Raw genomic sequence first — 23,833 nt, 5'->3', positions numbered from 1 at the left:
ATGATATGAAAAAGATAATATTCTTATTATTCTGCCTGTTAAGTATGCCGGTATGGGCAAAAGCAGAAAAGGCAAACGATACTTTTACCGTTTACCAGATGAATTTATGGCATGAAGGATCGAAAGTACCGAATGGTTATCAGGGAATTCTTGACGTATTGGATGAGGTCGATGCCGATGTTGTTTTTTTATGTGAAATCAGAGATTTCGACGGGAAGATGTTTATGCCCAGGATTTTGAAGGATCTGGAAAAGCGGGGAAAGCATTATTATGGGGAGACTTTGGGAATGGTTGTCGGTCTTTTGACAAAGTACAAACCGGATAGTTTCGTGAAATGTTGTATTGTCCCCGGTGATGAAGGCAGAGCAATGCTGAAAGCTGCGGTTACGATAGCCGGGCAACCTGTTTCTTTCTATTCCTGCCATCTGGATTATCTGCATTATGAATGTTATATGCCCCGTGGATACAGTGGTATGAGCTGGGATAAAATAGACGCTCCGGTAACGGATGAGGAAACTGTTTTGGAGGCAAACCGGTTGGCTTACCGAGATGAAAGTATTTCAGCTTTTATCCGGGATGCACAAGCTGAGATCGACAAGGGGATTCCTGTGATAATGGGAGGTGACTTCAACGAACCTTCCCATCTGGACTGGCAGGCTAATACAAAAGATCTGTGGGATCATAATGGAGCTATTATCAATTGGGATTGTTCTGTGATGCTGCAAAAGGCCGGGTTTAAAGATTCCTACCGTGAGAAATATCCGGATCCGGTCTTGTACCCCGGGTTTACATTCCCGGCCGGAAATAAGTTGGCGGAAGAAGCCAAGCTGGAAAAGTTAGCATGGGCTCCGGATGTGGACGAAAGGGATAGGATCGATTTTATTTATTATTATCCGACCAATGCTTCAGTTTCACTGGAAAAAAGTATTCTGGTCGGACCGTCTGAAACTGTCATCCGTGGAAAGATAGAAGAAAGTGATTCCCGGGACAAGTTCTTTACTCCGAAAGGAATTTGGCCGACAGACCATAAAGGTAATCTGGCAACATTTAAGGTTGTTACCGGAGAATGATAGATAATAATGGGAGGAAGCAAGGAATATTGTTATACCGGTATCTGATTAGAACGGTAACAATGTGCTGTTGTTCTGTTGTACTATTTTGCTGTCGATAATTGTTGGCAAGCTTGTTGATAGTTATCGGCAAGCTTGCTCATAATTATCGACGGGCATTGCGAACTTTTACGGTATGTGACGGCTTCCGGTAAGAGGTGATTGACGAATCAGAGGATAATCTATCTTAATAAACAATCTATTGCCAATACGAGTCTCTAAAGATATATTGAGTATCTTTGGAGACTTATACATATTCTAATTTTACCATGAAAAAGACAATTTCTTTATTTCTCCTTATGGGAGGATTTTTCTTTTCCGGTTGGGCAGCCAAAGCCCAGAGCTTCGTATCCTTGTCTGATATGGATCTATCGCTGGCCTATCAGCAGTATGGTTCACCTATGAAAAATGCAGCTGTTACCGGTGAGAAACTGGCAATAGCCGGTGAAGGATTCGTACAAGGTGTCGGTGTCCAGTCAAACAGTAAGATCAAACTGAGCCTGCGGAAAAAGACCAGCCAGTTTACATGTAAGGTTGGGGTGAACGACCGCTCATTTGATTATAAAAAAGAAGATTTCAGTAAGATACCGATGACGGATGGGACAATGTTGTTTTACCGTACGGACGGTACCGGAGGGAAGAAGCAATTTGTCGGAGTGGGTTCCGGCGACGGTTCTCTGGGGAAAGGAAGCGTTGTGTTCCGTCTGGTGGGTGACGGCAAAGATCTCTACAACAGTGGAATCGTTCGTGGAGGCGAGAAAGCTCGTGAAGTATCTCTGGATGTATCCGGAATAGATGTTCTGGAATTGGTTGTGGAAGATGGTGGCGATGGGGTTAGTGGTGACCATGCCGATTGGATCGATCCTGTTTTCTCCTATTTCGAGATCAAACCTTCGTTGGTTAATGCCGATTATAAAGGTGTGGTCGAATCCATGCCGGTAGAGATAGAAAAGGCGTTGCGTAATAAGATCGCAGCATTACCTTCTATCGATCTGCCGGTGACACGTCCTGAGAAGGATTGGTTGCTCGATGCCAAAGAAGTGAAAGCTGGTATTTATCAGACGCATAACGGAAAAGACGTTGTGCTATCCAACGGTCTGGTAAGCCGTATTTTCCGTGTGTACCCAAACCTGGCGACTGTCGATCTGATCAATCAGATGACTGGTGAAAGCATGTTGCGTGCCGTCAGCAATGAAGGTATTCTGAAAATAGATGATAAAGTATATACATTGGGCGGCCTCGACGGACAGTTCGAATACGGATATACCCAATATAAATGGGTTGATAGCCTGAATATCCTGCCGAACTCGTTTCGGGTGACGGGATTCGATATTACCGAATTAACACCTCGCATCGACTGGGCAAACAAACGCTGGTCACTGGTGAAGCCGGGTGAAACGACCGGGAAGGTACTTTCTTTCTATCTTGAAGGACCGGACTACCTGAAAGGGGTAAAGGTGAAACTGAATTATGCCCTCTATGACGGCATTCCCTGTATCAGCAAATGGTTCGAGATCGAGAATACAACCGATATGCGTATTACACTCGACGAATTTACTTTGGAACAACTAGCGATGGCGGAACCTGAGTCTCCGGTGGAAGCCAAACGCCCCGAACAATTCCTGAAACCCAATATTCATGTTGAAAGCGACTGGGCGTTCCTGGGATTCACTGAACGGGAAGCCGACCGTACTGAGTTTTGGAATACCGATCCGCGCTATACTTCCCAGTGTAACTATCCCTTGCTCACCCCCTGCCTATTGGAGGTAAAACTCCCGATGGGACCGGATGAAGATATTGCAGCCGGTGGCAAGTTCAGGAGCTTCCGTACCTGGCTGATGCCTTTCGACAGCGATGACCGTGACCGGAAAGGTCTTTTCCTGAAAAGGATGTACCGTAAGATCGCTCCGTGGACAACCGAGAACCCGATCTTCCTCCATTGTGTATCGTCAGACCCGAAGGTGGTGAAGACGGCTATCGACCAGTGTGCGGAGACCGGTTATGAGATGGTTATCCTCAGCTTCGGTTCGGGACTGAATATGGAGGATGAGAGTGAAGCGAACATCGCCAAGTTCAAGGAATTTACCGAATATGCCAACTCCAAAGGTATCGAATTGGGAGGTTATTCCCTGTTGTCGAGCCGCTGGATCAGCGACGAAGTAGATGTTATTAATCCGGAAACAGGGAAGCGCGGAGGCATGATCTTCGGTAGTTCTCCTTGCCTTTCCAGTGAGTGGGGGTCTGACTATTTCCGCAAGATACGTTCTTTCTATGAGAAGACAGGAATGACGGTTTTTGAGAACGACGGCTCTTATCCGGGCAACGTTTGTGCCTCGACCAGCCATGCCCATCATAAAGGTTTGAAAGACTCCCAGTGGAAACAACGCCAACAGATTGTAAACCTTTATCAGTGGATGTGTGAAAATGGCATTTATACCAATATCCCCGACTTCGGTTACATGCTGAATGGTGGAACGAAGGTCGGTATCGGTTATCGTGAAGTGAACTGGTCGCTTCCCCGTGAACGCCAGCTTGTGTTGGGACGTCAGGTAATGTACGACGGCCTGTGGGAACGTCTGCCGGGTATGTGCTGGACATTCGTTCCGCTCACCCAATATCATGGTGGTGGTGCCGCTGCTACCCTCGAACCTTTGAAAGATCACATCCCCGACTATAAGGCGCACATGATCCAGAACTATGGAGCCGGTGTACAGGCTTGTTATCGTGGTCCCCGTTTATACGATACCCCCGAAACGAAAGCAGCCGTGGTAGAGGTGATCGACTGGTACAAGAAATACCGGACTATCCTCAACAGCGAACTGATTCACCTGCGCCGTGCCGACGGACGTGACTGGGATGGTTTCATGCATGTGGACCCACAAGGCAAGGAAAAAGGCTTTGCCTTGTTGTTCAACCCGACCGATCAGGCTATCACCCGTACGATCCGGCTTCCACTTTATTACACCGGTATTTCCGATGTAGCGAAGATCAGGGAAAAAGAGAATGCTCCGGTTACTTATAAGCTGAATCGCGATTATACGGTAGATATTACGGTGACTATTCCTGCTCGTGGAAATACCTGGCTGGTGATAGAGAAATAAATAGGCTCCTTTACATCAATATTGTTTAATATAACTATCATACTATCATTTATGGCTTTATATATGTTGAATATCAATATGTAAAGGCTATGATAGTTAGTGTGATAGTTCCATTTTCTACTATCATACTATCATAAAACAGCCTGACAAAACTTCCTGTCTATAGGACTTATTTTCAGCAAAGTAACTAATTTCCTTCTTTGAGACCCGGGTGTAAAGGGTGCTGGGACCCGGGTCTTAGCATCGTTTAAACCCGGGTGTAAAAGGATATAAAATGGGGGGCTGAAGGAGAAAAATTAGTTGTTTTCGTGAAGAAAGTAGGTATAGTTGAGTAAAAAATATAGGGTGTTATGGAAAAAATGGTCTGTGTCTGATAGTTTTTTATGTCTATTTTTACGATGCTTGCCTTAAATAGGTCGTTTTATGATAGTTTATGTTAGTTGAATGATGGTTGAAATAAATAACTATCATTTATGTACTGATTGATATTCAAAGTTCTTGTTAATGGAATGATAGTATGATGGTTAATTTCGAAAATACTTTAATTTTCCTTCCTTTCTGATAGATATAATGAATTGATAGGCTTGTTTGCACGAATAATGGTAGTCCTTTGGATTTTAAAGGAAAGTATCCTGCGTTATATAAAATAGATCAATAAAAACACTGTTTGGTTAAATGCATGAATGTCTTATTTGTGTAGAATTTACTTTATATCAGCTATTTACTATGAATATCAATATTTCTTTTGATGTGGTCTTTATTAAATAGTTGATTTAGTCCAATAAGAACTCTTTCAATTTTTTGCCAAATATATAAAAAATACGCTAATATCAGTTCGTTTTATTAAAAATAATAAGGATTTAACACTTTGACTATTTAGATATTTATGAATAGAACCTCTCTAAAGTCATTTTTGTATATTATTCATTTCTGGTTTAGTCTGTTTTGAAAGAGTTCTTATTGGACTCTGGTCAATTGTTGGTATTCTGACAAGTTTACTGTAAAGGGTGATGCTATTGTAATGCAGATATAAATCTAATAATTCTAATTTATGAACAACGCTTTACTAAAAGACAGTCTTGCTGCAAGGGCAGCGGATTCTCAAACGCGGAAGGTGTTATCAAGATCCGGTCTTATAGCTGGATTATGTATCTCTTCCCTCGTTTCTTCGTATGCTGTTCCGACCGGAATGGATGTAGCGAAAGCAAAAAATGAAAGTGTTATGATCACTCAACAGGCCAAAAAGGTGTCGGGTGTAGTAAAAGACAATGCGGGTGAACCCATTGCCGGAGCAAACGTTGTAGTGAAAGGAACTACGAATGGAACGGTTACCGATATGGACGGTAAGTATACATTGGATGTCCCTAATAATGCAACCTTAGTAGTATCTTTTATTGGTTATACAACTAAAGAAGTAAAAGTAGGTAGTCAACCGACCATTAATGTTGTTTTGGCAGAAGATGCGATCGGATTGAATGAAGTTGTAGCGATTGGTTATGGTTACCAGAAAAAGAAAGACCTGACGGGTTCCGTTTCTTCTGTATCGGCAGATGATATGGTGATGGGAGGTACGGTAAGTAATGCCGCTTTGGCATTGCAGGGTAAAACTGCAGGTGTGCAGGTCTCCCAAACCTCTAAAGCTCCTGGTGGTAGTATTTCTGTACGCGTACGTGGTAGTAATTCTATCAGTTCTACTAATGAACCATTGTATGTTGTCGATGGCTTTCCGTCTTCTGAGGGATTGAATATCAATCCGAATGATATTGAATCCATGCAAATTCTAAAAGATGCTTCCGCTACTGCTATTTATGGTGCCCGTGGTGCAAACGGAGTCGTATTGATTACAACGAAACGCGGAAAGAGCGGTGAGAATAAGATCTCTTACAATGGCTATTTTGGAGTACAAAAGAGGCTTAATCCGTTTGACTTACTTAGTGCAAAGGATTATATGAATTTGCAGAATGCTTTGTTTAAAGAATTACCGGGACGTGAAAATACAGAGAATGGTGTTTATACTCCTTCACAGTTACAATCGGATGTAGATACAGATTGGATTGATGTTTGTACACGCTTGGGAATGGTACAAGATCATAGTATCCAGTTTCAAGGAGGATCTGAGAAAACAAAAGTACTTACCAGTTTAGGTTATTATAAACAAGATGGTATTTTGAAGAATACAGACTTCTCACGTATTTCAGGTCGTGTGAATGTAGACCAGACTATTAACGATTATATTAAAGCCGGTGCTACAATATATGCACATCGTGAAACCTCTAAATTTCAAGAGTATAGTGGTAATATAGTTAATTCTAACGTATTACTTAGTGTCTTGTCGTATGATCCGACAGTAAAACCTTATAATGAAGATGGTACTTACGGACGTGTGCCGGGCGGTCGTGGCGATAACCCGTTAGCTAACCTGATGGAACGTCAGAATGATGCTAAGAATGATAAATTCAACGGTAGTGCTTATGTAGAAGTTCATCCGATCGAAGGACTTGTTGCAAAGGCTACAGGTGGTGTAGAAATCATACATAATTTTCAGGGAACCTATCTTCCGGCCTCTACAACTTATCAGGGAAGTATCGATAATGGTGTAGCCAGTACGTATGATTATACCGGTACCCGCCAATTATTTGAAGGTGTCATTAATTATATGAAAACATTCAATAGCATTCATGATTTTGGAGCAATGGTTGGTTATACCTATGAAAAGTTCTCTGGTGATTACCGAAAGATTAATGCGAAAGATTTCTCTACAGATGTATTCAGCTATAATAACTTAGGTGCTGCTGCACAGAAAACGAGTATTGCTTCCAATAAAACTGAAAATATCCTGATCTCCTTCTTCGGACGTGTCAATTATACTTTGATGGATAAGTATTTGGCAACAGTAACAGTTCGTCGTGACGGTTCTTCCCGTTTTGGAGCGAACAATCGCTGGGGTACTTTCCCCTCTGGTTCATTGGCATGGAGAATGAGTGAAGAAGATTTCATTAAGAATCTGAATATTTTCAGTAGTTTGAAATTAAGAGCTGGATTTGGTGTTACAGGTAACGAACGTATTGGTGATTATGCATCTTTTGCACTTATGTCAAATACACATCTAACGATGGATGGTTCCAGTAATCTTGCCGGTATGCACATGAACCAGGCTAGCCCTTCTAATCCCGATTTGAAATGGGAAACGACTCAACAATATAATATCGGTTTGGATATGGGCTTTTTCAATAATCGTTTATCAGTGACAGTGGACGGTTATTTTAAAAAGACGAAGGATTTGTTGCTGAATATGGATATGCCTTTCTATAGTGGTTTCGTTTCAGGACAAAGTAATGTCGGCTCTATACAAAACAGAGGTTTTGAACTGGATTTAACTTCACATAACTTAACCGGTGATTTTGTTTGGGATACTAAATTTAATTTTTCACTAAACCGTAACAAAGTACTTGACTTGGGAACGAATGGTGAAATACGTCTTAAAACATCTAAACCGACAGGTACAGTTACGGAACAGGAATATGCTATCGTTCGTGAAGGCGAACCGTTAGGGTCATTGTACGGTTATAGATACTTAGGTGTAATACAGGAAGGTGAAAATAATCCGTTGCAACCGGATGCTAAACCTGGAGATCCTAAATTCGCAGACTTAAATGGCGACGGAGAACTGAATGATAAAGACCGTGAAATTATAGGCCATGCTACTCCTGATTTTATTTTTGGCTTGACTAATAATTTTGCTTATAAAGGGTTTGATCTTTCTATATTCTTTCAGGGTTCTGTAGGCAACGAGTTGCTGAATATGACCCGCATGAATATGGAGCTGAATCGTACAACTGATGCTTTGAAACGTTGGACGCCTACCAATACAAATACTGATATACCTCGTAATGGTTTCTTTAATATCTCAAAAAATAAAGGTGGTTATGTAAATGATCATTTTATTGAAGATGCTTCTTATTTGCGTTTGAAGAATCTGACATTGGGATATACTGTTCCATTTAAGAAAGTAGTCTCTTCTTGTCGTGTTTATGTATCTATGGAAAATCTGTTTACAATAACCGGTTATAGCGGTTGGGATCCGGAAGTGGATACAAAAGCGTATGATACAGCAAAGAATAGTGGTTCCAATCAAACGGCTAATGTGGGTGCCGGTCTGGACTTTAATGCCTACCCGAGTATGAGAACATACACAATAGGTTTAAATATTACATTTTAATAGTCTGTTACTTTCTAAATAATGAGATATATGAAAAAAATATTGATGGGCTTATTAGCCACCGGATTAGTTTCCGGATTTACGGCATGTACAGATTTAGAGCCGACTTTATATAGCAATTTGACAACTTCCAACGCTTATATAACAGAAAAAGATTTCAATGCAGCGTTAGTAGGAGTTTATGCGGATTTAAACCCGTTTCCAGGTGATGCCTGGCAATATTATGCAGGTTATTTCGTAATGATTACAGACTACACAACTGATATAGGTTATTCTACTTCAAGTGATCCGCTAGCAATGAGTGTGATGTCTTATGATTCTAATAATCAATATCTTCGTGACAACTGGAGATATATCTATCAAGTCGTATCGAATGCAAATACAGTTCTCCAAAAGTTGAACAATGCAGAGGTTGATATGACTGAAGAAAATAAGCAATTGATAGCTGCTCAGCTTAAATTTCTTCGGGCGTTGGCTTATCGTGATCTGACAGATGCTTTCGGGCCGGTTCCACTGGTAACGGAATATGCCGAGAATCCGCTTGCAATGAGAGATATGCCTTTAACTTCCGTAGCTGATATAGATGCTTTTATTTTGAAAGATCTGAAAGAAGCACTCGAAGTATTACCTGAGAAATGGACTGGAACGGATTTATCTCGTGCAACTAAAGGGGCAGCTGCAACTTTGATCGGACAAATTTATATGCGTGCACATGATTATCAGAATGCAAAAACTTATATCGACATGGTATTGGCTTTGCGTGATAAAGGTATTTATTCATTGAATCCGGACTTTAAAAACGTATGGGCTGAATCGAATAAGTACGATATGGGATCTATTTTCTGTATTTTACACGAAGTAACTTCAAACGGAGGAGAGATAGCTAATCACTTTGGTCCTTCGGACCACCCGGAAGTTCAGGGACGTTGGCAGTTTTATGCTATATCTTTACCTTTCTGGCGTAAATATGATGATGCAGACCCACGTAAACAGTTCTTCTATTTTAATTATACAGGAGTAAGTCCCCGTGATGATAAAACTGATTATGGTTTCTATTATATGATGCCTGAAAAGGGACAAAACACACCACCTAATGATACGACTAAATTGCTGCTTAATGTTGCAACGAAGAAATATACTTATGAGATGGTTTCTGATTTATATTATGATGGAAGTACAATTTCTATTTTCCGTTTGGCAGATGTCATTCTTTGTAAGGCAGAAATAGAAAACAATCTGAATGGACCGGGAGCCGCATTGCCTTATTTGAATGAGATTCGTGAACGTGCTGGTGCTCCTCTTTATGGAAAAGATCCTCGTTTTCCGGTTCCTGCAAGCCAAGAGGCTATGAATCAGGCTATTCTTGATGAACGTGGTTTTGAATTAGTGTTTGAGTATAAACGTCGTCCGGATCTGATTCGTTTTGGTAAATATGAAGAAACTGTAAATGCCCATTTGAAAGAAATGGATATAACAGGAACTACTGTGACACCGGATATGCGTTATTTGCCGTATCCTATGACAGAAACTAAGCTGAATAGTTATATGGAGGCTGAAAATCCTAAACGCCTACCTAAATAAATTCGAGTTTGTCAGATGCCTGTATCTAAGATGGATACAGGCATCCTTTATTTAATATTTTAAAGAGATTGATATGAAGCGCCTGATTATTTTTGTTAGTATATTGGTTGTTGGAGCAGTTATTGGCTGGGTTTATATAAGCGAGCGGAATACGATTAAGGAAGTTACGTTAACCTCTCCCGGAAATACAGCGATGTATAATAGAGCGGAGATAGTTCTTCAAAAACCTGCACCGATTTATATAGAATACACAGAAAACTTAACAGGAAAGAGATTCAGAACGGTTACAACTCCTTCTGATACGCTTCACCACCTTGACCTCCTGCTCTTAAAAGCCAATACTGAATATACTTATGAAATAGTGATAGATAACTTGTTTAAACAGAGATCGAAACCGTTGACGTTTAAAACCCGCGAACAATCCTCCTGGCTCGTTAATCACTGGTTTAATGAAAAGCGTCCACATGACTCTTCTGCTTTAGGTGATGGTATGATCCTGGTTTGTTTTGGCCGTTTACCCGGATATATGGCATTGATTGATAATGAAGGACAAATACGTTGGTACTGGCAGGTAGATGATGTTGGCGTACGTGCCGCTTCACTTACTCCTCGTGGTACTATTTTAGCTATGCTTCGTCCTTTTGAAATGGATAAGATTGACGATGCTCCTCAAACTCCCGAAGAAATAGCCAATGAAGAACACAAAAAACCGATGCGTCGTGGTTCTATGGGGTTTGCCGGTGGAACAGGGCTGACAGAAGTATCCCTGACCGGTGAACAGATGTGGCGCCTGGATTTGGATAAAATTGAAAAAGAAAAAGATTATCAGATTATTCATCATGATATCTGGATGGATGAGGAAAACCATATTCATACTTTATATCGTCCTAAGAAAATAACAGAAATACCTGTAAATGGAAAAATGGAGACTGATACGTTGGGTGGCGACGGAATCATGGTTATAGACACCCTGGGAAATGTTTTGAAAACCTGGTCGGCATGGGATGTATGGGATGTCGCTAACGATCCTTATATCGATGAATACCGTTACGACCGTTTTCATATGAACGGCCTTTGTTTTGATACCGATGGAAATTACCTGGTGTCTAATCCGATTGAAGACCAGATATGGAAGATTGATCGTCAGAGTGGTAAATTACTTTGGAAGTTCGGTAGAAATGGAGACTTCAAAATGGATACAACTGCCTATTTCTCTTTTCAGCATGCTCCTTATATTACGGAACAGGGTGATTTGATGCTGTTTGATAACGGCTTGTATGACAAACGTTCGGGAGCGAAAGCTTTTAAACTGGATGAAAAGAACTTTACGGCAGAAACAGTTATTAATGCCATGTTGCCTCCTGAAAAGTATACTTCCCGCATGGGGAATGCTTATCTCCTTCCTAACGGAAATCTGTTGCAGACCAGTTCGAAAACCGGTTCTATAATGGTTACCGACCAATCCGGCAAGGTTCTTTGGGAAAGTATCATGTATTATGCTCCTTATCGGGCGGTGTACGTACCGGTAGAAACCTGGGATCAATATTTTAAAGAAATCAAGTAATATGGAACGTGCATCGCTATCCTATATCTTCTTTACATTCCTGAAATTGGGAGCTACGGCATTTGGCGGTTATATGTCGCTAGTGGCTATCGTACAGAAGCAGTTAGTAGAAGTAGACAAGAAACTGAAAGAAGAAGATTTGCTGGATGGGATTTCGCTGACCTCCGTATTGCCGGGGCCTGTAGCCGTAAATACGATTGCCTATGTCGGGTACCATTTAAGGGGGATACCGGGGGCGGTTGTAGCTTTTGCCGGGATCATTATTCCCTCGTTCTTACTGGTTACATTTCTTTCGTGGTTGTATTTCTCCTATGGAAATATACCTGCGGTAAAGAATGTGTTCAGCGGAATCACTCCGGCTATTACCGCTTTGATCGTTACGGTGGCTATCGGGATGGCGCGTAAGACGATCAAATTGCCTGCCCAATGGGTTCTTTGCCTGCTGGCGGCTTTGTTGCTGATTTTTATCGGTGGTTTTACGGTTACTTTTCTGTTGATTATCGGTAGCGGGATAGCCGGCGGTTTCCTGTTTCGCCAGCCAGTGGGACAAGGGTTGATATCAGATGGGGAGAAGCGGACGGGTAGCAGGCAGCTGATGACTTCCGGGATTGTTCTTTTGCTATTACTCTGTATCTTACTTTGGGGAGGACAATATCCGGGTGCTCCGGAAGGTATTCAGATTGTATCGACCTTCTCCGGTATCAGCCTGACTTTGTTCGGAGGGGGATATGTTGTTATCCCTGCTTTGCATGAGTTGTTCGTGGAGAACTTGAACTGGCTGACCTCGGCTGAGTTTGCCGACGGGATAGCGATCGGGCAGATCACTCCCGGACCGATATTTATTACAGCGACCTTCATTGGGTATAAAGTGGCAGGTATCACGGGGGCGTTGCTGGCAACGTTGGCGATGTTCACTCCGCCGGCTGTATTAACCGTCTTATTATCCCGTTTTGTAAAGATTCTGAATCAGTCATCCGTTGTAAAAGCAGCCATGAAAGGGATACGGGCAGCTGTTATCGGAATGATCTTTGCTTCAGCCGTTACGATCGGACAGACGATTACGCTGTCGGTTGTTTCGGTTATTATCTTCCTGGTTACATTTTTTATTTCACTAAAATACACAATCAGTCCGGTTTACCTGATCATCGGAGCAGGCGTGGCGGGCTTTATCTTATTCTAATTCTATGAATACAATACAAGGTATACAAATGATTGGAACCCAGCGATCCGGATCCAATCTGTTGCGTGTCATGCTGGACGGAATCCGGGAGATCGCTGCTCCCCATCCTCCGCATATTCTTCAGCGTTTCTTACCGTTGCTTCCCAAATATGGCGATTTGATGGATCAGTCTAATTTTTATCGGTTGGTACAGGATGTGTGCGAGTTAGTCACAGTGAATCCGGTTCCCTGGGAAGGTATTACTATTCGTGCAGATGAAGTGGTAGCAGCCTGCAGGCAACAAACGTTGTATGAGTTGTTCCGGGTGATTTATGAATCGGCGGCCCGTCAGACCGGAGCTTCTTTCTGGCTATGTAAAAGCATGAAAAATATGCTGTATGCAGAAGGCATTGAATCTACCGGGATTTCTCCTTATTATATCTATCTATACCGGGACGGTCGTGATGTCGCCCTTTCGTTTAAAAAGGCTATTGTCGGAGAGAAACATATTTATGCACTGGCTGAAAATTGGAAAAAGGATCAGGAAGCAGCTCTCCGTTTGAAAGACAGGACGGCGGCCGATCATTTCTTTATGCTGAATTACGAAACACTTATTGCCAGTCCGGAAAAAGTGATGCGGCAGCTTTGCGATTTCCTGCATCTTCCTTATTCTGATAGGGTGATGGATTATTATAAGAGCCGCGAGTCTGAAAATACAGCGGTTGCAGGCAAAATGTGGGCAAATGTAACCAAACCGATCCTGAAAGACAATACAAAAAAGTTTCTGCGTGAATTATCTCCCGAAGATATTGCTATCTTTGAATCCGTAGCCGGAGATCTATTGCAGCAACTGGGGTATTCCTTATGTACTCCCCTTGATCTGTTAAAAGGCAGTTTCTCTGACGAGGAAATAGTGTTTTTTAATGAGGAAAACATACGTTTGAAGAATGTCTTTATCCAGCAGGCTGATCCCGCCGACCTGGCGAAAAGACGTCCGCAGGATGAATTGATCAATCGTATAAAGCAATATTAAAGATAAATACTAGTACACATGAAACAATTGCTATTTACACTTTTTTGCCTGTTTACCTATAGTAGTTTGCAGGCACAGGCTGTACCCACAGACGAACTTTATGGGGTGGGTACATGGAATGCCGATTCATTGGGAAACCATCGGGTAGTTGTCGCTGTAGATAAACCGGCCGATGCCGTATTGGCAACGATCGACTGGCGTCGCCGCGATCTGAACCCGGAAGCAAAGAATCTGATCGTTGTGGATGCTGCAACCGGTGAACGTATTACGAATGTATGCCGCTTTACTATTGACCGGGAGCGAGGAGAGGTGGCTTTCCAGCCGCAGACTGTTCCGGGAGAATATTATATTTATTATCTGAAGAATGTAATGAGCGGCAGCCCTTATTATCCTACCGTCAATTACCCGGCTTTCGAGAATACGGCTTCGGCTGACTGGGTAAAGAAAAATAAACTGTCCGGGAAGAAAGCACCTGCCCTTCCGGCGGCTAAAGTCGTACAGTTCCAGGCAATCAATGAGCTGAACAGCTTCTATCCGATGGAAGTGATCGCTACATCGAACGAGACTGCCCGATTATTAAAAGAACGTCCCGGGGAGAAATATATTCTCTTTACGGAAGACCGCAAATTCCCCATCCGTATGACAACGGATATTCCTTATAAATGGATTGCCGACAACCGTCATGATTTCTTTAACGGGCAGGCGGATAAGGGAGAGTATTATGTCTTTCAGTTAGGTGTCTGGGCGGCACGTTCGAATGTAGAGAATCTGCATGTCGATTTCTCTGCCCTTACGAATAAAGCGACCGGCGAGCAAATACCGGCCTCCTCATTTACCTGTTTCAATACGGAAGGGACAGATGTGACCGGTACCGTTTTTGAAAAGAATTGCTCTGTGGATAAGGGTAAAGTGCAGGCATTATGGGTTGGAACCCAGTTGCCGGAGCATCTTTCTGCAGGCACTTATCTGGGAACAGTGACTGTCTCTGCCGCCAATGCCGAAAGCAAAGCCGTACAAGTCTCTCTGAATGTTTCGGAAAATGTAATTGCCAATCATGGAGATAATGAACCTTGGCGTCATTCCCGTCTGCGTTGGCTGAACTCGCAGATCGGTTTTGATGATGAGGTGATTGCCCCTTATACGGCGTTGGTGATGAAGGATAAAACGATCAGCTGCCTGGGACGCGAGGTTAAACTCTCTGACTTAGGTTTGCCGGAACATATTACCAGTTATTTCAAAGAGACTATGACGGGCATCGGTACGAATGGCCGTAGTGTATTGGCTGCTCCTATGGAACTGGCTGCCGATGGCGGTGCATGGGAAAACCTGAACTTCGAAATCACCAAACATAAACAAGGTGCAATCGCCTGGAAAGCCCTTAATCAGAACAGCCGTTTCCTGATGGACCTGGAAGGAGAGATGGAATCGGATGGAAACATAGCATATAAAGTGACGTTGGTCGCCCGTGAAGATGCTTCTGTGGAAGATGTTGTGTTGCGGACACATTTAGCATCCGGTGTCGGACGTTATATGATGGGTCTGGGAGAGAAAGGCGGTTATTGTCCGAATGATCTTCGCTGGAAATGGGATGTAGAGAAAAACCAGGATGCTGTTTGGGTAGGTGATGTCAATGCCGGTATCCAGATCCGCCTGTATGATAATAAATATGAACGTCCGCTGAATACTAATTTCTATCATCAAAAACCGTTGCACATGCCGGTATCCTGGTGTAATGCCGGAAATGGAGGTATCGATATTCATAATGCTGCCGATGGAACACGTATTAATGCTTATTCCGGTAAGCGCAGCGTGAAAAAAGGAGATCGGTTGTATTATTATTTCAACCTGGCGTTGACTCCGTTCCGTCCGATCGATACGGATAAACAATGGCGCGAACGCTATCATCATAACTATGAGTTCCTGGATGGCATACAAAAGCGAGGTGCCAATGTCATCAATATTCATCATGCGAACGCTATCAATCCGTTCATCAACTATCCGTTCCTGCGTACCAAAGAGATGAAAGCGTACATCGACGGTGCTCACGCCCGTGATATGAAGGTGAAAATTTACAATACCGTTCGTGAGTTGTCCAACAGCTGTGTGGAAATGTTTGCTTTGCGTAGTCTGGGGAATGAGATATTTTCGGAAGGTCCCGGCGGCGGCTTCTCCTGGTTACAGGAACATTTGGACCAGAATTATATCGGCGCCTGGTTTGTACCCGGACTGAAAGATGCGGCGATTGTGAACAGTGGCGTTTCCCGCTGGCATAATTATTATCTGGAGGGTCTCGACTGGCTGATGAAGAACGTCGGTATCGACGGGCTGTATATCGATGACCTGGCTTTCGACCGGATGACGATGAAGCGTATCCGCAAAGTGATGAACCGTACGAATCCGGGTGCTATGATTGACCTGCATTCTGCCAATCAGTATAATCCGAAAGACGGTTTTGCCAATAGTGCCAATTTGTATCTGGAACATTTCCCCTACCTCGACCGTCTGTGGTTCGGTGAATACTTCAATTATGATTTCCCGCCGGAGTTTTGGCTGGTTGAAGTTTCCGGTATTCCTTATGGTTTGATGGGCGAGATGCTGGAAGGAGGCGGTAATCCGTGGCGCGGCATGCTGTATGGCATGACAGGACGTAGTCCTCGTGTGGATAACGGACCGCTGTGGAAACTGTGGGATTCTTTCGGTATGCAGAATAGTGAAATGATCGGTTACTGGGTGAAAGACAATCCGGTGAAGACGGGCAGCGAAAAGACGTTGGCGACCGTTTACAGTCACATGGGTGATAAAGCACTGATCTCGTTGGCTACCTGGGAAGATGCGGATGCCAAAGTGAAACTTTCCATCGACTGGGCTAAACTAGGCCTTGATCCTTCGAAAGTGACATTGCATGCCCCGGCTATCGAGAATTTCCAACAGGAAGTAACCTGGAAACCGGGTGATGAGATTGTTGTACCGAAAGGGAAGGGCTTGTTAATTATTGCAAAATAGTAGGATGTAAAATGAGGTATTAGAAGAAAATACAGAGCATTCGTTTTATCTTCTCATCTTTGCTGTATTCATGATTAACGTATTGTGAGATACGCTTGTAGGCATTCATTATGTGGATGCCTACTGTTTTTTCTGATATGTCGAGAAGGACTGCAATCTCTCTTTGTTTTAGTTTTTCAGAAAAATGAAGACGAAATACCTCTTTACATTTATCCGGGAGTGAATCGATGGCTTTTTGCACAAGGGCCTGGAACTCATTGTTTAGAAACTGGAGTTCCGGATTATCGTTGTCATGGAAAAATTCGACTGTGTACAAATCGATCGGTTCCTTGTTTTGTAATCCTTGTTTTCTCAAATATTGTAAAGCTTGGTTTTTAACAGCAACATAGAGATATTTATCCAAGTCATCAATCTTTGGTAACATATTTCTTTTTTGCCAAAGGATAAAGAATATATCTGATACCACTTCTTCGGATAACTCTTTTGATCTGATGAAATATAAGGCAACTCTAAATAGTTTGAGATAATAAATATCCCAAATTTGATGGAAGGCTTTTTCATCCCCTTCTGCAATTTTCGCCAATAATATCTCATAGCTTCGTTCCATAGCTTATAATATTATTTATTCAATCTATCCAGTTTGTTTGACCTCTGTATGAAGCATCCCGCTTGGTATCAAATGTGGGGAGTAAAGGTATGAAATATTTATTATCGTAGAAAAATAAAAAAAAATGCATCATTCATTTAAGGATTTTGCAATCGAATATCATCCTATTAGAAAGAAACTCTGAAATAATATGGAGAACGAACTAGATAAAATGGCTTGGTTGAAGTATATGCGGTTCAAATCTGAGGAGACAGATTCGGAAGCTGTTTACAGGAGATTGTGGACACGTATACAAGAAAATACATCTTCGGATCTTCCCCGGGCAAAAAGCAGGAAGGTTTTTCTAATATACAGAATAGCGGCTGTTATGCTATTGCTTTTGGGTATAAGTGGACTTTATTTTCTTTCACAGGATTTTCCACATGAAGAATTGATCGTTCTCGAATCTGGTTCTATGAGTATCCGAACAATAGAGCTTTCAGATGGGACTATTGTAAAGATGGGTGCCAACAGTAAATTTAGTTATCCGAAAGAATTTAAGAAGAATGTACGTAGAGTAGAAGTGGACGGACAATGTTTCTTCCAGGTGAAAAAAGATACCGAAAGACCTTTTGTCGTAAGTATGGAGAATATAGATGTTACCGTTCTCGGTACTCAATTTGAAGTTTTTAGTTATGGTTCGGAAGAGAAGACAGAAGTGACTCTTTTGAGTGGGAAAGTTCAAATAAACGCTTTTTCTGATTGGCTGGCAGAAAAGCAAACCGTTGTTTTACATCCTGATCAGAAAATGGTCTTTAATAAAAAAGACGGTAGTATCGATGTTGAAGAAATAGATGCCGGTAAATATTTATCATGGCAGAAATCAGGTATATTAAGCTTTGAGAATGAATCTTTAGCTGTGATTATTCCTCGTCTTGAACAATGGTTCGGTTGTAAGATTGTTTATCCTGAAACAGGTTCGGATAACTTAAGAGTTACTGTTAAAATTAAAACGGAAACATTGGAAGAAACTTTGAATATTATTAGTTTAACTACAAAATATAAATATGTATATACGGATGGTATATATAAGTTCTATTAGTTATTAACCTTTTAAATCTATTGAAATATGCAAGCAGAAAAATCACCGTAAAAAGTTGGGAAGTATCAATTACTCCCCAACTTCAGTATCAGAGATTTTAAATTCGACAGAAAAGGAGTGGTGTCCGGTCTTTCTGTCTGGTATTCATTCTAATACAAAACAAAGTTATGCATAATAATATTATTAAGCAATGGAGGTTATTACCCTTTTCATTAAAAAAAATAATTCGCATAGCGGAAATGGGTTTTCTATTTTCGTTACTATTTTCTTTCAATTTATTAGCAGCGATAGATCTTCAAAGTAATAAGGTTTCAATAAAAAAAAGTAATTGTACCATTATAGAAATATTGAAAGAGTTGGAGCAAAGCAGTTCTTTTCTGTTTTGTTATAATGATAAAGAAGTCGATGTTAACCAAAGGACGAGTATAAATGTTAATAACGCATCATTAGAGGATGTTTTGGACTTGATCCTGAAAAAGAACAACTATAGCTACCGGATTATAAATAATCAAATACTGATTGAAGTTGATAGAAAAACAGCAGGTAAGATTGCTCAACAAAAGAAAGAAGTATCAGGTTTGGTATTGGATTCGGAAGGGGAACCGATTGCCGGTGCTAATATTGTAGTTAAAGGAACAAACAACGGAACAATTACCGATATAGATGGCAAATTTGCTCTTGAGGTTCCTGAGAATGCAGTATTGCAAGTTTCTTTTATTGGCTTTCTTGCACAAGAAGTAACAGTTAAAGGTACAAATGTTACGATTTCTTTGCGTGAGGATACGCAGAAGTTGGAAGAAGTTGTTGTTGTAGGTTATGGAACTCAGAAGAAAGTAACCTTGACAGGGGCTGTTGCTGCTATTTCCGGGGATGAGATCTTGACAACAAAAAATGAGAACGTAGAAAATATGTTGTCAGGAAAAATTCCGGGAGTACGGGTTGTTCAGAAGTCAGGTGAACCGGGTTCTTATAACAACAGCTTTGAGATACGTGGTATGGGAAATCCTTTAATCATTGTAGACGGTGTTCCACGGGAAAACATGAATCGGCTCGATCCAAATGAGATTGAAAATATATCGATCTTGAAAGATGCTTCAGCTGCTATTTATGGTGTACGTGCTGCTAATGGGGTGGTACTGATCACAACAAAAAAAGGTGCGGGAACTAAATTACAGCTTGATTATAACGGTTCTGTCGGATGGCAACGGGCTTCCGGGCTTCCGGAAACCGGAAATGCGATAGAATATATGACTTTGATGAATGAGAATGCTATAAATAATGGTAGAGATCCAATGTATTCTCAGGATGATATAGATGCTTATAGAACAGGAAAAAAGCAAAGTACAGATTGGACATCAAGCGCCATTAATGAAACAGCTCCTCAGACACAACATAGTTTTAGTGCCACAGGAAGTACAGAAAAGGTAAATTACTTTTTGAATTTCGGTTATCTTAATCAAGAAGGATTTTGGAAAAGTGGAGACTTGAATTATGAACGTTTTAATATACGTTCAAATATTAGTGCGCAGATTTCTAAAAGATTGAAGGCAGAAATGCTTATTGGTGCAATGAAAGATACCAAAAACTCACCATATCATGATGCATGGATTGTCTATAAATCTATTTGGACTCAAGTTCCGACTTGGCCTTTATATGCTAATGATAATCCTAATTATTTATATAATGCGGCAGATGCAGACCATCCGATAGCAATTACAGATTCTGATATTAGTGGTTATAAGAAAAACAATAGTAAATCATTTCAAGGTACATTTAATCTTGAATATGATGTTCCTTATATAGATGGATTAAAGGCAAAAGCATCATATAGTTATGATTATTTGATGTGGGAATCTAAAGAATTTGCCAAGGAATATACTTTATATACTTATGACGCAGAGACAAATGTTTATAGTGGAAGTAAAGCACAGTCGCCATCTGATATACGACGTTCATTCAGAGAAAATGAATCATCTTTGTTACAACTTCAATTGAATTATGTGCGTACTTTTAATGAGAAACATAATATTAATGTTTTGGCATTATATGAAGAAAGTACATCTCGTATGGATAATTTTTATGCTAAACGTCAGCTTAGCATGGATGCTGTGGATCAGTTGTTTGCTGGTAATTCGTTGAATCAGGAAGGTTCAATGGATGGTAGTGGATATAGGCCGAATACTAAATTGGCAGATCAGAATGGTATTTGGAAAATTGTTAATAAAGGATTTGTGGGAAGATTCAATTATGATTATTCTTCTAAATATATTGCTGAGTTTAGTTTTAGATATGATGGTTCATCTAAATTTGCATCAGGTCATCAATGGGGATTCTTTCCTGCGGGTTCTATAGGATGGCGTGTTTCGGAAGAATCTTTTATGAAGGACTCTCCTGCTCTCTCTTTCATCAATAACTTAAAACTGAGAGCTTCTTATGGTAAAATGGGAGATGATAATTCTTCTACTTATCAGTTTTTATCGGGATACGATTATCCGAGTGGTGGTTATGTAATGGGGAATAGTTATGTGAATGGTTTAGGGATGCGTGGTATGGCGAATCCTTATATTACATGGTATACTTCTAAAATGTTGAATGTCGGTTTAGATGCGGATTTATGGTCAGGGCTTTTAGGATTTCAGTTTGATATTTTTTCACGTGACAGAGATGGTTTGCTGGCAACTAGAAATTTGAGTTTACCGGGAACTGTTGGTGCAGGATTGCCACAGGAGAATTTGGAAGGTGATTTGACTAAAGGTTTTGAATTGGCTTTAACGCATAGAAACCAAATAAGAGATTTTAATTATTATTTTTCTGGAAATATTTCATTTACTCGTACCCACTGGACATATAAAGAAATCTCTCAGAGAGGAAACTCTTATAGAAACTGGAGAGATAACTATACGGACAGGTATAATGATTTGTGGTGGGGTTTAGGATATGTAGGTCAGTTTAATTCTTATGACCAGGCACATAATAGTCCTATTCAGGATTCAAAAGGTAATTCTATTTTGCGTCCGGGTGATTATGCTTATGAAGACTGGAATGGAGATGGTGTTATTGATGATAATGATATACATCCTATTGCTACTACAGGTTATCCAAAAATAAATTTTGGTTTTACTTTGGGAGCTGAGTGGAAAGGTTTTGATCTTAATCTGGTGTTTCAGGGAGCAGCAAAAAGTAATGTGAAGTATCCGGAACAATTGGAAGGTCCTCTTATGTGGGATAGGAATGGTTTGAGTATGTTTATGGATAGATGGCATTTAGCAGATCCTAATGATCCTGACAGTGAATGGATTCCGGGTTATTATCCTTCAACTAATCGTGGAGAAACGACGAATTATAAGGATTCGGAACGTTCTGTTCAGAGTGCAAATTATTTAAGATTGAAAAGTTTGGAGTTAGGTTACTCATTACCATCTTCTGTACTTAAATATACAGGAATCCAGCGTGCCAGGATTTATTTTAGCGGATATAATATTTTTACAATAACCGGAATGAAATATCTTGATCCTGAACATCCTAGTGATACATATGGGTATTTGTATCCATTAACAAAATCGTATAATATTGGTTTAAATATTACTTTTTAAAATCTAAGAATCATGAATTATAGAAATCTGTTTTTAGGCTGTTTGATGGCTATAACTACTTCCTGTAACAGCTTGGATGTTCCTCCTATGAACATCATACAAGATAATGAAGCATTTGAATCTGAATCAGGCGTAACTGCATATTTGGTACGTTTATATCAAGATTTACCTATTGAAGATTTTAATTGTAATCATGATGGTTTTAACCAGGCTTATAATTATCCGAATTCTGCGAATTATACGGGGGAAATGTTGAGCTGTGAGGCAGATGCGGTCCGGGATAATATAAATGGGGATAAATTTCAGGATTGGAGATATGGATCTGTCAGGAATGTAAATTATTTTCTGCAACATTTCCCGGAGTATAGTGCCTCTTTTACATCTGATCAGAGTAATAGTTGGTTGGGAGAAGCCTATTTTATTCGTGCATATTACTATTTCTCAATGGTAAAAAGATATGGTGGAGTTCCTATTATTAAAACCGTTCAGAATTATCCGGAACAGAGTATAGAAGAATTGAAAGTTTCTCGAAACTCTGAAAAGGAAGTATATGATTTTATTGCAGAAGATTTGGATGAAGCGATAAAGTTGCTTCCTGAAACTAGCCAAAGTGCAGGAAGAGTGAATAAATATGTCGCATATGCTTTAAAATCAAGAGCTATGCTGTATGCTGGATCGATTGCTCAGTATGGTAAAATACAACTGGATGGCTTGTTGGGTATCCCTGCTGCTGATGCGGAGTCTTATTATCAGAAAAGCTATGAGGCTTCGAAGGCATTGGAAAATAAATATTCTTTATACAATAAATACTCAGATAAGTGCGAAAATTACTGGAGGTTATTTTTGGATGAGGAGAGTCCTGAAAATATATTTGTAAAATATTACAAATATCCTGAAAAGACACACAATTTTGATTGTGCAACTATTCCTTATCAGATGCGTGGTGCGGATGGTTATTCAAGTAGGTTTAATCCGACTTTGGATTTTGTTATGCAATTTGATGATGTGAATGGAAATCCTTTTGATTTGAATATTGGTACAGATGAGAATCCGGTTAGATATGAAAAACGTTTTGATTTGTTTAAAGATATAGAACCTCGTTTACGGGCTACTGTAATCTTTCCTGGAGACGTTTTTAAGAATGAAGAGATCGACGTGCAAAGAGGTATATACACTTCTTATCCTAATGGAGAATTGTTGACTTCCGCTGATTTTACTGCTTTGTATAATGGAAAAAGTATTATTGGAAAAAGTGGTATGGGACATAATGAAACGACAGTTACCGGTTTCCTTATTCGTAAATATGAAAATCCTGATATGGACAAATCATCTGTTTTAAATGGACGCTCTGAACAAGACTGGATTGATATTCGGTATGCAGAGATATTGCTCAATCGGGCTGAGGCAGGATTTCAATTAGGTCATGTTGAGGATGCCTTAGCATGTATCAACCAGATTCGTGAAAGAGCCGGAGCTAAGGCTTATGCACCAGGAGCATTGTCTGCTGAACTGATTCAAAAAGAAAGGAGAATGGAATTGGCTTTTGAGAATCATACGTTTTGGGATTTACGTCGTTGGAGAGTAATAGATTCTGAAATTAATAACCGCCAGTTTATGGCGTTATATCCTTACTATATCTATGATGAAGATAAATATATTTTTAAAAAGGGATATGCAGGTTCTAAATTTACTTATGATGTGAAGTGTATCTATGCAAAGATACCTACTGGGGAAATTGCAAAAAATACGAAGTTAGAACAGAATCCTGGATATTAATAAAAAA

12 protein-coding genes are annotated in these 23,833 nt (G+C 40.5%); 11 read left to right on the top strand and 1 reads right to left on the bottom strand.

What is annotated here, in order from left to right; genetic code table 11:
• Positions 1–5 precede the first annotated feature (5 nt).
• The 8 genes from BQ7394_RS23360 to BQ7394_RS23325 all read left to right on the top strand — a co-directional run bounded on the left by BQ7394_RS23360 (position 6) and on the right by BQ7394_RS23325 (position 16,769).
• Positions 6–1,070: an endonuclease/exonuclease/phosphatase family protein gene (locus tag BQ7394_RS23360; RefSeq protein ID WP_075559588.1), complete on the top strand. Its 1,065-nt coding sequence runs from the start codon at positions 6–8 to the stop codon at positions 1,068–1,070.
• A 308-nt stretch (positions 1,071–1,378) separates the two neighbouring features.
• Entirely contained in the window at positions 1,379–4,210 is a 2,832-nt protein-coding gene (locus tag BQ7394_RS23355) for an NPCBM/NEW2 domain-containing protein (protein ID WP_075560207.1), read from the top strand.
• 1,051 nt (positions 4,211–5,261) lie between these two features.
• The gene (locus BQ7394_RS23350; RefSeq protein ID WP_075559587.1) at positions 5,262–8,429 is read left to right on the top strand and encodes a SusC/RagA family TonB-linked outer membrane protein; all 3,168 of its coding nucleotides are present in this window, start codon (positions 5,262–5,264) and stop codon (positions 8,427–8,429) included.
• Between the two features lie 30 nt (positions 8,430–8,459).
• Complete coding sequence (locus BQ7394_RS23345) at positions 8,460–10,010, top strand: RagB/SusD family nutrient uptake outer membrane protein (protein WP_235848809.1); 1,551 nt, start codon at positions 8,460–8,462, stop codon at positions 10,008–10,010.
• 73 nt (positions 10,011–10,083) lie between these two features.
• The gene (locus BQ7394_RS23340) at positions 10,084–11,574 is read left to right on the top strand and encodes an aryl-sulfate sulfotransferase (RefSeq protein ID WP_075559585.1); all 1,491 of its coding nucleotides are present in this window, start codon (positions 10,084–10,086) and stop codon (positions 11,572–11,574) included.
• Position 11,575: 1 nt separating this feature from the next.
• Positions 11,576–12,754 (top strand): chromate efflux transporter, encoded by a 1,179-nt coding sequence (gene chrA / locus BQ7394_RS23335; RefSeq protein WP_075559584.1) that lies wholly within the window; start codon positions 11,576–11,578, stop codon positions 12,752–12,754.
• A 4-nt stretch (positions 12,755–12,758) separates the two neighbouring features.
• Complete coding sequence (locus tag BQ7394_RS23330) at positions 12,759–13,766, top strand: sulfotransferase family protein (protein WP_075559583.1); 1,008 nt, start codon at positions 12,759–12,761, stop codon at positions 13,764–13,766.
• Between the two features lie 18 nt (positions 13,767–13,784).
• Positions 13,785–16,769 (top strand): glycoside hydrolase domain-containing protein, encoded by a 2,985-nt coding sequence (locus BQ7394_RS23325; RefSeq protein ID WP_075559582.1) that lies wholly within the window; start codon positions 13,785–13,787, stop codon positions 16,767–16,769.
• A gap of 19 nt (positions 16,770–16,788) precedes the next feature.
• Here the strand turns inward: BQ7394_RS23325 and BQ7394_RS23320 are convergent, their stop codons facing one another.
• Positions 16,789–17,376 carry an RNA polymerase sigma factor gene (locus BQ7394_RS23320; RefSeq protein WP_075559581.1) on the bottom strand — a complete coding sequence of 196 codons (588 nt, stop codon included), beginning with the start codon at positions 17,374–17,376 and terminating at the stop codon, positions 16,789–16,791.
• 367 nt (positions 17,377–17,743) lie between these two features.
• Here BQ7394_RS23320 and BQ7394_RS23315 point away from each other — a divergent pair, with 367 nt between their 5' ends.
• From BQ7394_RS23315 to BQ7394_RS23305, 3 genes are all read left to right on the top strand, one after another.
• Complete coding sequence (locus tag BQ7394_RS23315; protein WP_161951809.1) at positions 17,744–18,457, top strand: FecR family protein; 714 nt, start codon at positions 17,744–17,746, stop codon at positions 18,455–18,457.
• 167 nt (positions 18,458–18,624) lie between these two features.
• Positions 18,625–22,050, top strand: coding sequence for a TonB-dependent receptor (locus tag BQ7394_RS23310; RefSeq protein WP_235848808.1), 3,426 nt, complete (start codon positions 18,625–18,627; stop codon positions 22,048–22,050).
• 12 nt (positions 22,051–22,062) lie between these two features.
• Complete coding sequence (locus BQ7394_RS23305) at positions 22,063–23,826, top strand: RagB/SusD family nutrient uptake outer membrane protein (protein ID WP_075559579.1); 1,764 nt, start codon at positions 22,063–22,065, stop codon at positions 23,824–23,826.
• The last annotated feature ends 7 nt before the right edge of the window (positions 23,827–23,833 follow it).

This window comes from Parabacteroides timonensis (genome assembly GCF_900128505.1).
GTDB classification, from domain to species: domain Bacteria; phylum Bacteroidota; class Bacteroidia; order Bacteroidales; family Tannerellaceae; genus Parabacteroides; species Parabacteroides timonensis.
This window is presented reverse-complemented; position numbering and strand designations above follow the sequence as displayed.